The sequence below is a fragment of the Robertmurraya massiliosenegalensis JC6 genome (genome assembly GCF_000311725.1).
Taxonomy (GTDB): domain Bacteria; phylum Bacillota; class Bacilli; order Bacillales; family Cytobacillaceae; genus Robertmurraya; species Robertmurraya massiliosenegalensis.
In genome coordinates this window covers 281,587-295,151 of the sequence record NZ_HE978516.1, presented here as the reverse complement: position 1 = coordinate 295,151, position 13,565 = coordinate 281,587, and the positions used below count along the sequence as shown (strand labels likewise).

The following is a 13,565-nucleotide window of genomic DNA, read 5'->3' as shown; positions in this document are numbered from 1 at the left end:
AGTGTCGTTGGAACGAACATGATGTCAGCAAGTGGTTCACAGACATCCGGTTTCCATAAGCAAGATTCTTCGTCAGTACCTTCTACGATTGGTCTTTCAGCAAAGTTTGCCCCAATTACTCCATTGGGTGTAATAGTAGCAAAGGTTCCCCATTACGATGTCATCCGATAAGGAAGGACGATAAAATGTTTGCCGAGTATGGAAATGTCGTGAGAAGGGACAAAGGTGCAAGTTCTATTTCCTACAGTTACTATATTAAAATCGAAGTATGCTACTTGAGTGAGTGTAAATTGGAGGACTTTAGTGCTTTATAAAAAAGAAATTAATAAAAAATTGCTTGATTTGTAACAATATTTCCTTTTAGCGTTCACAAATAATTCTCTTAATTTTGCTATATTGAATTTAAATAAACAGAAAGGAGGAGAGAAAGTGTGGAAGAACTAATTCTTGCAAGGATTCAATTTGCATCTACGACTCTTTTTCATTTTATTTTTGTGCCGCTTTCTATTGGTTTAGCATTTATCATCGCAGTCATGCAAACTATGTATGTTGTAAAGAAAAAGGAAATCTACAAAAGCATGGTTCAATTTTGGGGGAAATTCTTCCTTATAAATTTTGCTGTTGGGGTAGTAACAGGAATTATTCAAGAATTTCAATTTGGGATGAATTGGTCAAGCTATTCTAGGTTTGTAGGGGACGTATTTGGTGCTCCGCTAGCAATTGAAGCACTTCTAGCATTTTTCGTTGAGTCGACTTTTATAGGTCTGTGGATATTCGGATGGGATAAGCTACCTAAAAAACTTCATTTAGCATGTATTTGGCTAGTTTCCATAGGAACGGCCATTTCAGCGTTATGGATATTAGTGGCCAATTCTTTTATGCAAAATCCACTTGGCTTTGCGATCCAAAATGGAAGAGCAGAGATGAATGACTTCTTTGCTGTGTTAACGAATCCGAAGGTGCTTGTAGCCTATCCTCATACAATATTCGCAAGTCTAGCAACAGCCTCATTTTTTGTACTTGGGATAAGTGCGTGGAAGCTAATAAAGAAAAAAGATGTTGAGTTTTTCAAGAAATCTATGACAATACCAATGATTATCGGAATTATATCTACTATGGGGATTGCTATATCAGGACATTCACAAGCTACATATTTAATAGAGGCACAGCCTATGAAAATGGCAGCAGCAGAAGGAGTTTGGGAAGACACAGCGGATCCAGCACCTTGGACGGTCGTTGCTAATATTGATACGGAATCAAAGGAAACATCAATGAGATTAGAAATTCCATATTTACTTAGCTTTTTGGCGTATGGTGAATTTGATGGGGCAGTAGAGGGCATGAATACACTCCAGAGTGAGTATGTTCAAGAGTTTGGCGAGGGGAATTATATTCCACCAGTCAAAACCACTTTCTGGAGTTTTAGAATTATGGTTGCAGCAGGAGGATTAATGATTTTCCTTACACTTATTGGTTTAATAAAAGGGTGGCGCAGAAATCTGGAAACAAGCACTGGTTACTTAAAATGGATGGTTCCAGCAATCTCGTTCCCATTCATAGCGAATTTCTCGGGTTGGATTATGTCCGAAATGGGACGCCAACCATGGATTGTCAACGGCTTAATGACAACAGCTGATGGGATATCACCCAATGTTTCAGCGGGGAGTATTTTGTTTTCATTAATTGCTTTTTCTTTTATTTACACACTACTTGCCATTGCGATGGTTTATCTATTTATTAAGACTATTAAAAATGGTCCTTACGTTGCTTCGAGTGAGGGAAATATCGACACCGATCCGTTTTTAAAAGGAGGGAAAAGACGTGGAGCTTAGTGAACTTTGGTTTCTCCTTGTGGGAATTCTCTTTGTTGGATTTGTGTTTTTAGAAGGCTTTGACTTTGGTGTTGGAATAGGGACGAAAATTTTAGCGAAGGATGACCTAGAAAAGAGAATTTTAATCAATACCATCGGCCCATTCTGGGATGCTAATGAAGTATGGTTAATCACTGCTGGTGGTGCGATGTTTGCCGCCTTTCCACATTGGTATGCCACCTTATTTAGCGGTTATTATCTCCCATTTGTTGTGCTCCTTCTTGCTTTAATTGCACGTGGTGTGGCTTTTGAATTTAGAGGGAAATCTACGTCAGCTGGCTGGATAAAGACATGGGATTGGGCGATATTTTTAGGAAGCTTATTACCACCGTTTTTACTTGGAGTTCTCTTTTCCAGTCTTATTAAAGGACTACCGATAGATGAGAACATGAATATGACAGTAGGATTTACAGATGTCGTTAATATTTATACAGTTGTGGGTGGAATTGCTTTTGTTTTGCTCGTAATCTTACATGGAATGATGTTTATAGGATTGAAAACGGAAGGAGACTTGCGTGAGCGGGCGAATCAATTAGCGCAAAAGGTATATTTTGCAACAGGGATTGTCGTTATCCTTTTTATAACACTTACGTATATGTATACGGACGCTTTTGTAGATAGAGGGTCCATTTTATTGCCACTTTATATCGTTGCAATTGGTTTATATTTAGCTCTGTATCCTTTACTTAAGAGGAAAAAAGAGGGTTACAGCTTTGCTGCAACTGGTTTGATTTTGGTATTAGTTACTGCATCGTTCTTTATAGCTCTCTTCCCTAATGTGTTAATTAGCTCAACGGATGCGGCAAATAACTTAACGGTCTATAATGCTGCTTCAGGTCAATACTCGTTGAAAGTCATGACAATTGTGGCTGGAACGATGGTACCGATTGTTCTAGGCTATACGATCTGGAGCTATTATGTATTCAGAAGAAGAGTTTCCCATAAGGAGCATTTAGAATACTAATGAAAGTAATGAACAAGCAAATTACGCTCTTATTAGGAATGCTTACGATTGCCCAAGGAGTCTCCATTATTCTGCAGGCAATATACTTATCAGCAGTTATAACAAAGTTTTTTAAAGGGGCAGCAATTAATGCTGTCCTTCCTTCACTTTGTGGCTTTGCTGGTTTCTTTATCCTTAGATATTTTCTTCAATGGTGGAAGGACAGGATTTCCTATCGTTATGCTGAAAGAATCTCTATAGAATATCAGAGGAAACTAATTGAAAAAATATTTGCATTAGGGCCTAGGAAAATTGGAAAATATGGTTCTGGCAGTCTTATTACTTTATGTATTGATGGAATAGCCAATTTCCGCACATATATTGAACTTTTTATCCCTCGAGTAATATCGGTGGGATGTATTTCTTTGCTTATTTTAATCTATATTTTTTATATTGATCTTCTTTCAGGTATCGTTCTTTTGCTAACAATGCCGATTATGATCGTGTTTTTAATTTTAATTGGATTACTTGCGCAAAAGAAAATTGACGAGCAAGTGAACTCTTTCAATCTTCTATCCAATCATTTTGTCGATTCCTTGAGAGGGCTTGTAACACTGAAATTTCTTGGTGAAAGTAAATCGCATGTTCATGCTATTGAGACCGTTAGTGAGGCATATCGAGCAGCAACAATTCGAACTTTGCGCTTAGCTTTTTTGTCTACATTTGCTTTGGATTTCTTTTCAAGTTTATCTGTTGCGGTAGTAGCAGTAGAGTTAGGACTTCGTCTAATTGATGGGAAAATTGGATTAGAGTCAGCTTTAATGATTCTTATTCTAGCACCAGAATATTTTATGCCCATTCGTTCCTTTGGAAATGATTATCACGCAACCATGAATGGCAAAGAGGCAGGAGAGAATATAATAGGAATCCTAAATGAAGTAGATGAAGCAAAGAAGTTAAATGAAAATAAGCTTCCACTATGGAATGATCATAGTCATTTAGCGATTACCGGTTTAGCTAGAATGATTGAGGACGAAGAAAGAACGATTTTAAAAAATATAAATTTCCAAATAAAAGGTTTTCAAAAAATTGGTATTGTTGGCCACTCTGGTGCAGGTAAGTCTACACTTATTGATATATTGGCAGGTCTTTCAAAAGCAAATGAAGGGACCATTTTTTATAATGATCAAGAAATAAGTAGCTTTTCAATCGATAGCTGGCAATCACAGGTGACATATGTACCGCAGCATCCTTATATTTTTTCTGGTTCTGTTCGTGACAATATTGGTTGGTATGCACCCAATTCCTCAGAACTAGAAATCGAAAAAGCAATTAAAAGGGCAGGGCTTTCAGAATTAGTTGATAGTCTTCCTAATGGCCTAGAAGAAATGATTGGACAGGCTGGTCGGAATTTAAGTGGAGGAGAGGAACAGAGAGTTGCGTTGGCACGTTCTTTGCTTCAGCAGAGGCCGATCATGCTCTTTGATGAACCCACTGCCCATTTAGATATTGAAACAGAGTATGATTTAAAGAGATTGATCATGCCTCTTTTAGAAAACAAGCTGGTTTTTTTTGCCACCCATCGCCTGCATTGGATGAAGGAAATGGACATTATTTTGATGCTTGAAGATGGTAAGTTGGTGGAGTCAGGATCGCATGAAGAACTGTATCACAAAAAAGGTTCCTACTATCATTTGATTAAGGCATTAAAGGGAGAGGAGAAGCATGAAGTACTTCCAAGTATATGTTAAGCCTTACCTTAAACAGTATTCCCATTGGATTGCATTGGCGATATTATTTGGTGTTATGACAGTGGTAGGGAGTTCCATGCTCACCTTCACCTCTGGATACTTGATCTCAAGTGCCGCCCTTCAACCTTATAATATTCTCATGCTTTATGTTCCAATTGTTTTAGTTCGAACCTTTGGGATTTCTCAAGCTGTTACAAGATATATCGAGAGGCTAATAGGCCATAATACTGTACTGAGAATATTAAGCATCATGCGAGTAAGCCTATATCGTGTAATTGAACCGCAAGCCTTATTTATTCGGTCCCGTTTTCAAGCCGGAGACCTATTAGGGACCTTGGCAGATGATATTGAACATTTACAGGATGTCTTTATTCGCACAATATTTCCGGTAATAGTGGCTTTATTCTTATTTGCTAGTTCTGTTGTGGCACTTTCCTTATTTGATTGGAAATTTGCCCTTTGGATCGGTTTTTGTTTAAGCTTTGTAGTGTTTGTTTATCCACTGCTCTCCTTATTTTTAATGAAAAATAATCAGTTAAAGCTTAAAGAAAGTAAAAGTAACCTATACACAACGCTGACAGATACGATATTTGGATTAACAGACTGGCTAATTAGAGGGGGACAAGAGCAGTTTTTGGAGAAATTTGCGAAAGAAAGTGAGCAGATGGCTCAGGTGGAAAGAAAGATGTCCTATTGGAATCAATCGCGAGAATTACATCTGCGAATTCTTTCATGCATGATTCTAATAATGGTTGGCATTTGGGCAGGATTGGCAGTTGATGCAGGGGAGATTGCCTCTACCTATATTGCTGCCTTCACACTCGTAACACTGCCAATTATTGAAGGATTAATTCCTGTTTCACGAGCAGTGGAAAAAATTCCGACATATCAAGAGTCATTAAAGAGAATTGAAATGATTGAGAGCAATGGGTTTGAGGAGAAATATAGTAATGTATCTTTAGGAAAAGAAGCGGATATTTTCGTTAATGGACTTAAGTATCGATACAGAGGATCTATAGAGGATACGATAAAAGGTATTGACCTATCTATTTCTCCAGGAGCAAAGGTAGCTCTTTTAGGAAAAAGTGGTGCAGGGAAATCTACATTATTACAAATTCTATTAGGCGAACTTATCCCTACCAAAGGTCAGGTTTTGATCAATGGCTTTGCTCCAAGTGATTATGGAGAAGATATCTATCAAATGATTAGCGTGTTGAACCAGAAACCTTATCTATTTGCTACAACTGTAGAAAATAATATTTGTTTGGGAAATGAGGATGCAACTGAAGAAGAAATTGAAAGAGTCATCCGTCAAGTGAAACTCGATCAATACATTCATTCCTTACCGAAAGGATTAGCCACTCAAATGGGAGAAACGGGAGCTCTTTTCTCTGGGGGCGAGAGACAACGTATTGCACTAGCACGGATATTATTGAAGGATACTCCAATTGTCATTTTGGATGAGCCTACCGTTGGTTTAGATCCACGAATCGAAGCAGATCTAATCGAAACCATTTTTACTACATTGAAAGATAAAACCGTTATATGGGTAACCCACCACCTTTTGGGCATGGAAAAAATAGATCAGATACTCTTTATGGAAAAAGGAAAGATCGCTTTAGAAGGAAACCATCAACTGCTAATGAAAACAAGCGAACGTTACCGAAGCCTTTATGAATTGGATAAAGGGTAAAGGAAAGAGGAAACCAGTTTAAATAGAAAAAAATTTGAATAGAATTAAGATAAGTAGATGAAGAAAATGGTGTTTTTACAGAGCGGGATAAATTAGATTTCGCAGCGGTGGACAACTTTTTAATTTAGTACATCTACGTCCAGCTTCAGCGCTCGTCACCTATTATAATTCAGGTACCATCCCTATGGTCAAGTCAATCTTGATTCATTAACGCTCATTGGATTTCCTTCATTGAAAGAACAGGCCATTCGAGTTATGTACAGCGCTTGTAATATGCTTGCGCTCTTGCTCCCCCTAACTGACTTAATTGTACCTTGCTTAATTCTCTAAATATCGATATAAGGTTGACTTGCTTATCCCCGTTGCATCCTTGATTTGCGCTAAAGTATAGTTTTTACTTTGATACATTTTAATGGCCCGCTGAACATTTTCGTCTGGTTTTCTTGGTCTTCCTGTATTGACACCCTTATCCTTCGCATCAGATAGTCCTTGTTTCGTCTTTTCGCTTATCAAATCACTTTGAAATTCGACGAGATGTTTGACCGTTTCATAGAAATGAAGGTGACGCTTTCTACTTGTATCAATTCCTTCTTTGAGAGACAAAAAATAAGCATCTTTGGAGTTCAACATTTCTAGTAACTCAACTAGGTGACGAGAGGAGTCTGCGAAAGAAGATAGTTTTGTAACCATAACTTTATCGTCTTTATTAAGGTTATCCATTAAGTTTTTGAGTTGCGCCCTTTTCTTGGGAGAAGAGTGTTCTTCAGAAACGATGCGACTACTACCGTTCTCAATTAATTTTTTCTGCTGTTCTTCACAGTTTGGGTCTTCATGGGAAGGTCTCATATATCCGATTAGCATTGTTAAAATCTCCTAGTATCACAACATTTTAAACATTATACCATAGATATTCTTCCTGAAAGGGTTCCATTTTGGGAAGATGGGTGATAAACTTTCAAAGTGAGTTTTTGATTTTTATCATATTTATTATATTTATGTTGTTTTTATCAGTTTACGATATTTTTGGAGGTTTTTACAAAGTGGTTGCAAAGATAAAAAAAGAATGGTGTTTTAATATAAAAGGGGATATCCTTTCTGGAATAGTTGTGGCATTAGCACTCATACCAGAAGCAATTGCTTTTTCGATAATTGCTGGGGTAGATCCGATGGTGGGGCTGTATGCCTCTTTTACAATGGCGGTTGTAATTGCTTTTGCAGGCGGAAGACCTGGGATGATCTCAGCTGCAACGGGTGCGATGGCTTTATTGATGGTTCCTTTGGTTAGGGATTACGGGTTAGAATATTTATTCGCTGCTACACTCTTAACGGGAGTTATCCAAATTTTATTTGGGGTATTTAAAGTAGCAAGGGTAATGAAATTTATCCCAAGAGCGGTCATGATTGGTTTTGTAAATGCATTAGCAATTTTAATTTTTATGGCACAAGTTCCACATTTTATTGGAATTTCGAATTTAACATATGTGTTTGTGGCGATTACTCTAATGATTGTTTATATCGTACCAAGATTTTTTAAGGCTATTCCAGCTCCATTGATTGCGATTATTGTCCTAACAGCAGTTACCCTTTTTTCAGGAGTAGAATTAAGAACGGTTGGCGATTTAGGAACGATCACGCAAACATTGCCGACATTCTTAATCCCGAATGTTCCATTTACATTTGAAACATTGGCGATTATTTTTCCTTATGCGATTTCATTAGCGATCGTCGGTCTATTAGAAAGCCTGTTAACGGCATCAATTGTTGATGATATGACTGGAACTGAAAGCAATAAAAATCAAGAAGCAAGAGGGCAAGGGATCGCCAACATTGTCACTGGTTTCTTTGGTGGCATGGCAGGATGCGCAATGATTGGTCAATCTGTTATTAATGTGAAATCAGGGGGAAGAGGAAGATTGTCCACTTTGATTGCAGGGGTATTTTTGATGTTTTTGATTATCGTGCTGGGCGACTTAGTTGTTCAGATCCCAATGCCTGTCCTCGTAGGAATTATGATTATGGTATCGATCGGAACATTTGATTGGAGTTCATTTATGTATTTACGTAAAGCTCCAAAAACGGATGCGGTAGTCATGCTAGCAACTGTTTCGATTGTAGTTGCCACCCATGATTTATCAAAAGGAGTTATTGCAGGCGTCATTTTAAGTGCGATTTTCTTTGTAGCAAAAATTTCTTCGATAAAAGTTACAAAGCGTAGCGAAGGGGAGCAAATAATCTTTGATGTGGAAGGGCAGCTTTTCTTCGCATCTGTGGATGGGTTTGTAGATGCATTTGACTTTACATCAGAAAACCAAAAAATCGTTATTGACTTCTCTACTGCTCATGTCTGGGATGACTCAGCAGTAGGTGCGATTGATAAGGTAGTCATGAAATGTCGAGAAAATCAAAATGCCGTAATCATTAAAAATCTAAATGCAGCAAGCAAAAAGCTGGTAGATAAGTTAGCGATATTTAATGACTCAAATGCAAAACTATCTTCACATTGATGTTAATCAAGATTAGGAGTGAGTATGGTGTACAAAAAAGTCTTATTAGCGGTAGATGGTTCTGAACACTCAGTGAGAGCGGCAAATGAAGCTGTTAAAATCTCATCTTTAGGAAATGATAGCCAAGTAGAGTTAGTCTATGTGGCGGATTTCGGGAAATCCAAAAGTGAGGTCTTGCACGCACAAGGACAAGAGGAATTGGATTTTGCGAGAAGAAATCGGTTGCTGCCAGTCGAAGAATTAATGAAAAGCAATCAGCTCACATATACGGTTAAAATATTGCATGGAGAACCAGGACCAGCTCTTGTTGAATATGCCAATAAAGAAAAGGTAGAGTTATTGGTGATTGGAAGTAGAGGATTGAACACTTTGCAAGAAATGGTCCTTGGAAGTGTCAGCCATAAAGTCGTAAAGAGGGCAAATTGTCCGGTTTTGGTGGTTAAATAAATTTGATATCATAATATAAATTTTGGAAAAACTAAAGCGGGTCATTGGGGATCCGCTTTAGTTTTTCAATTGGTTAATATTTAACAAATTCAATAATTGTTTCGACATATACGTGGATGAATGTGCGTAGTCCGTTTTTATCCAGTCCAATATTAAGCCAAGTACTCCTTGAGCATGGTAGGTAACGTATAAATCAATATTCACTTCACTATTGATGTTATACATATTCAAAAGTTCTTTTTTAAAGGCAACAGAAAATTGATCAATAAACATTTCTTGAATATTGGGTATTGCTTCGGAAGTTTTCCATAGGTTATAAAAATCTTTCTTTTTGTAAATGTGATCAAAAATGATAATGTCTTTAGACGTAACATTCTCAACACCTTTTTGAAAACAATCAAAAAAAGAGGTAATGAGTCCTTTAACCATACTCTCATTAAGTTCTTCAACTAATTCCTCTTTATATTTATAGTGAAAATAAAAAGTGCTCCTATTGTAATCTGCCCTCTCTACAATATCAGTTACCGAAATATCTTTGTATTCCTTCTCATAAAGAATGTCAATAAATGCTCTCTTCAGCATTCTCTTTGTTCTTCGAACTCTTCGGTCCTCCCGATTTTCATCTGAAAGCATTATTTCACTCTCCTTTATGTTATCAATTCATTTTGATAAAAAAAGAACACACTGCTATTGCTACTTGTAACAACTCATGTTCAAAAAGAAATCCATTTTATAAGATTATATACCAGATTTCTAAAAAGTTTTAATGTTTCCGACAATATTAACAAATTTGTTGGTTTTTCAGACATTATGAAAAATTTTAATGATTGCTGAAAAATTTGTCTAATCATAAGATGAAGTTAAGATAAGCTTATCTGAATTTAGAAGTTTTATTTTGTTCTATGATCTTGAACATAAACATTTTTTAAATCAACTTGGAGGTTAATGATGTTCAAATCTTCAAAGGTTAAAAACGTATTCAAAAAAAGTCAAAAATTTGAAAACGCAATCAAAGCGCCGATTGCTGGTGAAGTATTTCCTTTAAGTAAAGTGAACGATCCTGTTTTTTCGACAGAAATGATGGGAAAAGGTATAGCTATTTTACCTACAAAAGGAATGGTATTTTCTCCTGTTAATGGAAAAGTGGTTTCTGTGTTTGAGACCAAACACGCTATTACATTAATCTCGGATGGCGGAGCAGAAATCTTGATCCATGTTGGTCTAGATACAGTGAATTTGAAGGGGCAATACTTTCATTCATTAATTTCTTCTGGAGAAAAAGTAAAAACAGGGGACCTACTGCTTGAATTTGACATGGATAGTATCGAAAAACAAGGCTATGATCTTATTTCTCCGGTTATTATTTGTAACTCCTCTTCTTTTAAGGAAGTGGTGGGTCTTACAGACAAAGTGGTGCAAGAATTAGAAACCGTAATTGAACTTATTACTGAATAAATCGTTCAATTTAAATAGGGGGACATGGTTTATGAAAGATTTTCCGGCAACTTTTTTATGGGGAGGGGCCATTGCTGCAAACCAATCTGAGGGAGCATACAACGTTGATGGTAAGGGATTGTCCATTCAAGATGTGACGCCTAAAGGTTTTATGGGCCCAATTACAGAAGAGCCTACTCCAGATAATATGAAACTAGTAGGGATTGATTTTTATCATAGGTATAAAGAAGATATAAAATTACTAGCAGAAATGGGATTTAAAGCATTTCGTATTTCCATTGCGTGGTCAAGAATTTTTCCAAATGGAGATGAACTTGAACCTAATGAACTAGGATTACAGTTCTACGATAAGGTATTCGATGAGTGTGAAAAATATGGAATTGAGCCAATTGTGACTATTTCTCATTATGAAACACCGCTACATTTGTCAAAAACATATGATGGTTGGTTAAATCGAAAGTTAATAGACTTTTATATTCGATATGTAAAGACCCTTTTCACTAGATATAAAGACAAAGTGAAATATTGGTTAACATTCAATGAAATAAATTCAATTCTATACGAGCCATTTTGTAGTGGAGGAATTTATACTGATAAAGATAAATTAACAAAGCAAGACTTATACCAAGCGATTCATCATGAATTTGTCGCCAGTGCAATGGCTGTTAAATTAGGGCGTGAGATGATGCCTAATGCTAAAATTGGTTGTATGATCTTGGCGGTACCGATATATTCTCTGTCTCCTAAACCGGATGATGTTATTGCAACGATGCAAAAGCAAAGAGAAATTATGTTTTTTGCTGATGTACATGCAAGAGGAGAATACCCTGGCTATATGAAACGTTATTTTAAGGAGCAAAATATTCAAATTAAAATGGAGCCAGAAGATAAGGAGATTTTAACACACACGGTAGATTTTATTTCACTTAGCTATTATATGAGTTTGTGTGAAACAGCGGACACAAACAAGAAGGCTAATAGCAAAGGAAATATTTTGGGTGGGATAGCAAACCCATATTTAAGAGCAAATGAATGGGGATGGCAGATAGATCCTCAAGGACTCAGATATATTTTAAATGAATTATATGATCGATACAGACTACCATTATTCATTGTTGAAAACGGGGTTGGGGCAAGAGACATTTTAGTGGAAGACGATGAAGGAAATAAAACGGTCATTGATGATTATCGTATCGAGTATTTAAAAGACCATCTCATCCAGGTGGGAGAAGCGATCGAAGATGGTGTGGAGGTTATCGGTTATACTGCGTGGGGCTGTATAGATATCGTTAGTGCCTCTACGGCAGAATTAAGAAAAAGATATGGTTTCATCTATGTGGATCGTCATGATGATGGAACTGGTACATTAGAACGTTACAAAAAGAAGAGTTTCTATTGGTATAAGGGCGTTATTGAATCAAATGGAAGAACGTTAGGGAATGAAATGTAAGCGTTTTTTGATGTGGGTTTTTCTAAGCATGTAAAATGTCCGGAGGAGGATATATGAATGAATTATAAAAATGTAGCTGATGAAGTTCTATCTTCATTAGGTGGAAAGGCAAATATAAAGTCATTAACACACTGTGCAACTAGATTAAGATTTTCCTTATATGAAAGCGGTAAATTGGATAAAGATGCAATCGAAAAAAATCCCCATTTTTTAGGACTTGTTGATAAAAACGGCAATTATCAGTTAATTATTGGTACTGAAGTGTCACATGTGTACAGAGCTATTACGGATTTAATAGGTGAGTTTAATTCTGAGAAGGAACGTTCAAATGCAGAGGGAACAGTAGAAGAAAAGGGAAGTTTACTTGATCGTTTCTTAGCAACTATCTCTGCAATCTTTACTCCATATATTCCAGTATTAGCTACTTCAGGTATTTTGATTGGATTAGTTGCTATAGCAGAGAATTTTGGATGGATCTCTCAAGATAGCACTACTTATATTACGCTTAATGCTGTAGGGAATGCTCTGTTATATTTCTTTCCAATATTACTAGCATTTACTGCAGCTAGTCGCTTCGGAGCAAATCCTTATATTGGGGCTACCATTGGAGCGGCATTAATGCATCCTGATTTAAGTGCCATTTTAGTTTCAGGGGAAAAATTAAGTTTAATCGGAATACCATTTACGGCGATGAACTTTGCCAATACAGTTATTCCTATTATCGTAGCAATGTGGGCTTTTAGTTATATAGAGAAATTTCTTAAGAAGTATTTGGCAAAGCCGTTACAATTCATGCTTGTTCCTTTGATATCTATTATCTTAATGGTTCCTCTCTCTTTAGTAGTATTTGGACCTATTGGTAACATACTTGCTCAAGCAATTGCTAATGGATATCAATTTTTTGTTGATGGAAATGTCTTCATTTTAAGTCTGGTGTCCGGAGCATTTTTTATATTTGTTATTATGTTTGGATTACACTGGATTATTTTACCGATACAATTACAAATACTTTCTGAACAAGGTTTTGAATATTCATTAGCCGCTGGGGGAATGGGAGGCTATGCCCTATTAGGAATCACTTTAGCGGTCCTATTATTTAATAAGGATAAGAAGATTAAGGAAGTTGCTGGATCTGCAGCGTTTGTAAATATGATATCAGGTATTACTGAACCAGGATTATATGGTATTTGTATGAAGAATAAGCGTTATTTCTTAGCTTTGATATTAGGTGGTGCCGCAGGCGGAATCGTATGTGGGATCTTTCAAGTATATGTTAAAGCTTTTGCATTTGGGGGTATTCTTGGTTTGCCAGCGTTTGCAGCAGCAACAGAAGTTTTTCCGTTTTATATGCTTAGTGTTTTCTCCTCAATTGCTGTTGGTTTCATTGTTACATTCTTAATGGAAAAAGGAAAATTCTTAAAAAATAAGACTGTTTAAACGGTAATTTATGT

General features: G+C 36.5%; 11 protein-coding genes. 9 read left to right on the top strand and 2 right to left on the bottom strand.

Annotated features, from left to right (window positions below):
* Positions 1-431: 431 nt before the first annotated feature.
* The 4 genes from BMSHG_RS20395 to cydC are packed head-to-tail and all read left to right on the top strand — an operon-like array spanning position 432 to position 6,258.
* Complete coding sequence (locus BMSHG_RS20395) at positions 432-1,832, top strand: cytochrome ubiquinol oxidase subunit I (RefSeq protein WP_019156331.1); 1,401 nt, start codon at positions 432-434, stop codon at positions 1,830-1,832.
* A complete protein-coding gene (gene cydB, locus BMSHG_RS20390; RefSeq protein WP_019156330.1) occupies positions 1,822-2,835 on the top strand; it encodes a cytochrome d ubiquinol oxidase subunit II in 1,014 nt (337 codons plus the stop codon). Before BMSHG_RS20395 ends, cydB begins: the two co-directional genes overlap by 11 nt.
* Positions 2,835-4,565, top strand: coding sequence for a thiol reductant ABC exporter subunit CydD (gene cydD, locus BMSHG_RS20385; RefSeq protein ID WP_019156329.1), 1,731 nt, complete (start codon positions 2,835-2,837; stop codon positions 4,563-4,565). Before cydB ends, cydD begins: the two co-directional genes overlap by 1 nt.
* Entirely contained in the window at positions 4,540-6,258 is a 1,719-nt protein-coding gene (gene cydC / locus BMSHG_RS20380) for a thiol reductant ABC exporter subunit CydC (protein WP_019156328.1), read from the top strand. The genes cydD and cydC overlap by 26 nt, the downstream gene beginning before the upstream one ends.
* Positions 6,259-6,576: 318 nt before the next feature.
* Here cydC and BMSHG_RS20375 read toward each other — a convergent pair whose 3' ends face one another.
* On the bottom strand, positions 6,577-7,119 hold the full coding sequence (locus tag BMSHG_RS20375; RefSeq protein WP_019156327.1) for a recombinase family protein: 543 nt from the start codon (positions 7,117-7,119) through the stop codon (positions 6,577-6,579).
* A gap of 179 nt (positions 7,120-7,298) precedes the next feature.
* Between BMSHG_RS20375 and BMSHG_RS20370 the strand changes: the two genes are divergently transcribed.
* Both BMSHG_RS20370 and BMSHG_RS20365 read left to right on the top strand, forming a co-directional pair.
* Positions 7,299-8,762, top strand: coding sequence for a SulP family inorganic anion transporter (locus BMSHG_RS20370; protein WP_019156326.1), 1,464 nt, complete (start codon positions 7,299-7,301; stop codon positions 8,760-8,762).
* A 27-nt stretch (positions 8,763-8,789) separates the two neighbouring features.
* A complete protein-coding gene (locus tag BMSHG_RS20365; protein ID WP_019156325.1) occupies positions 8,790-9,209 on the top strand; it encodes a universal stress protein in 420 nt (139 codons plus the stop codon).
* 57 nt (positions 9,210-9,266) lie between these two features.
* Here the strand turns inward: BMSHG_RS20365 and BMSHG_RS20360 are convergent, their stop codons facing one another.
* Positions 9,267-9,842, bottom strand: a complete 576-nt coding sequence (locus BMSHG_RS20360; protein WP_019156324.1) for a TetR/AcrR family transcriptional regulator — start codon at positions 9,840-9,842, stop codon at positions 9,267-9,269.
* Between the two features lie 315 nt (positions 9,843-10,157).
* Between BMSHG_RS20360 and BMSHG_RS20355 the strand changes: the two genes are divergently transcribed.
* Genes BMSHG_RS20355 through BMSHG_RS20345 form a run of 3 tightly spaced genes read left to right on the top strand, consistent with a single transcriptional unit; the run spans position 10,158 to position 13,551 of the window.
* On the top strand, positions 10,158-10,664 hold the full coding sequence (locus tag BMSHG_RS20355) for a PTS sugar transporter subunit IIA (RefSeq protein WP_019156323.1): 507 nt from the start codon (positions 10,158-10,160) through the stop codon (positions 10,662-10,664).
* A 31-nt stretch (positions 10,665-10,695) separates the two neighbouring features.
* The gene (locus tag BMSHG_RS20350; protein ID WP_019156322.1) at positions 10,696-12,114 is read left to right on the top strand and encodes a glycoside hydrolase family 1 protein; all 1,419 of its coding nucleotides are present in this window, start codon (positions 10,696-10,698) and stop codon (positions 12,112-12,114) included.
* Positions 12,115-12,171: 57 nt separating this feature from the next.
* The gene (locus BMSHG_RS20345; protein WP_019156321.1) at positions 12,172-13,551 is read left to right on the top strand and encodes a PTS transporter subunit EIIC; all 1,380 of its coding nucleotides are present in this window, start codon (positions 12,172-12,174) and stop codon (positions 13,549-13,551) included.
* The last annotated feature ends 14 nt before the right edge of the window (positions 13,552-13,565 follow it).

Excerpts from the sequence above, each read along its gene's own strand:
- cydC (WP_019156328.1), top strand. The coding sequence starts at position 4,540 with ATGAAGTACTTCCAAGTATATGTTAAGCCTTACCTTAAACAGTATTCC.
- BMSHG_RS20350 (WP_019156322.1), top strand. The coding sequence starts at position 10,696 with ATGAAAGATTTTCCGGCAACTTTTTTATGGGGAGGGGCCATTGCTGCA.
- BMSHG_RS20345 (WP_019156321.1), top strand. The coding sequence starts at position 12,172 with ATGAATTATAAAAATGTAGCTGATGAAGTTCTATCTTCATTAGGTGGA.
- BMSHG_RS20360 (WP_019156324.1), bottom strand. The coding sequence starts at position 9,842 with ATGCTTTCAGATGAAAATCGGGAGGACCGAAGAGTTCGAAGAACAAAG.
- cydD (WP_019156329.1), top strand. The coding sequence starts at position 2,835 with ATGAAAGTAATGAACAAGCAAATTACGCTCTTATTAGGAATGCTTACG.
- BMSHG_RS20355 (WP_019156323.1), top strand. The coding sequence starts at position 10,158 with ATGTTCAAATCTTCAAAGGTTAAAAACGTATTCAAAAAAAGTCAAAAA.
- BMSHG_RS20375 (WP_019156327.1), bottom strand. The coding sequence starts at position 7,119 with ATGCTAATCGGATATATGAGACCTTCCCATGAAGACCCAAACTGTGAA.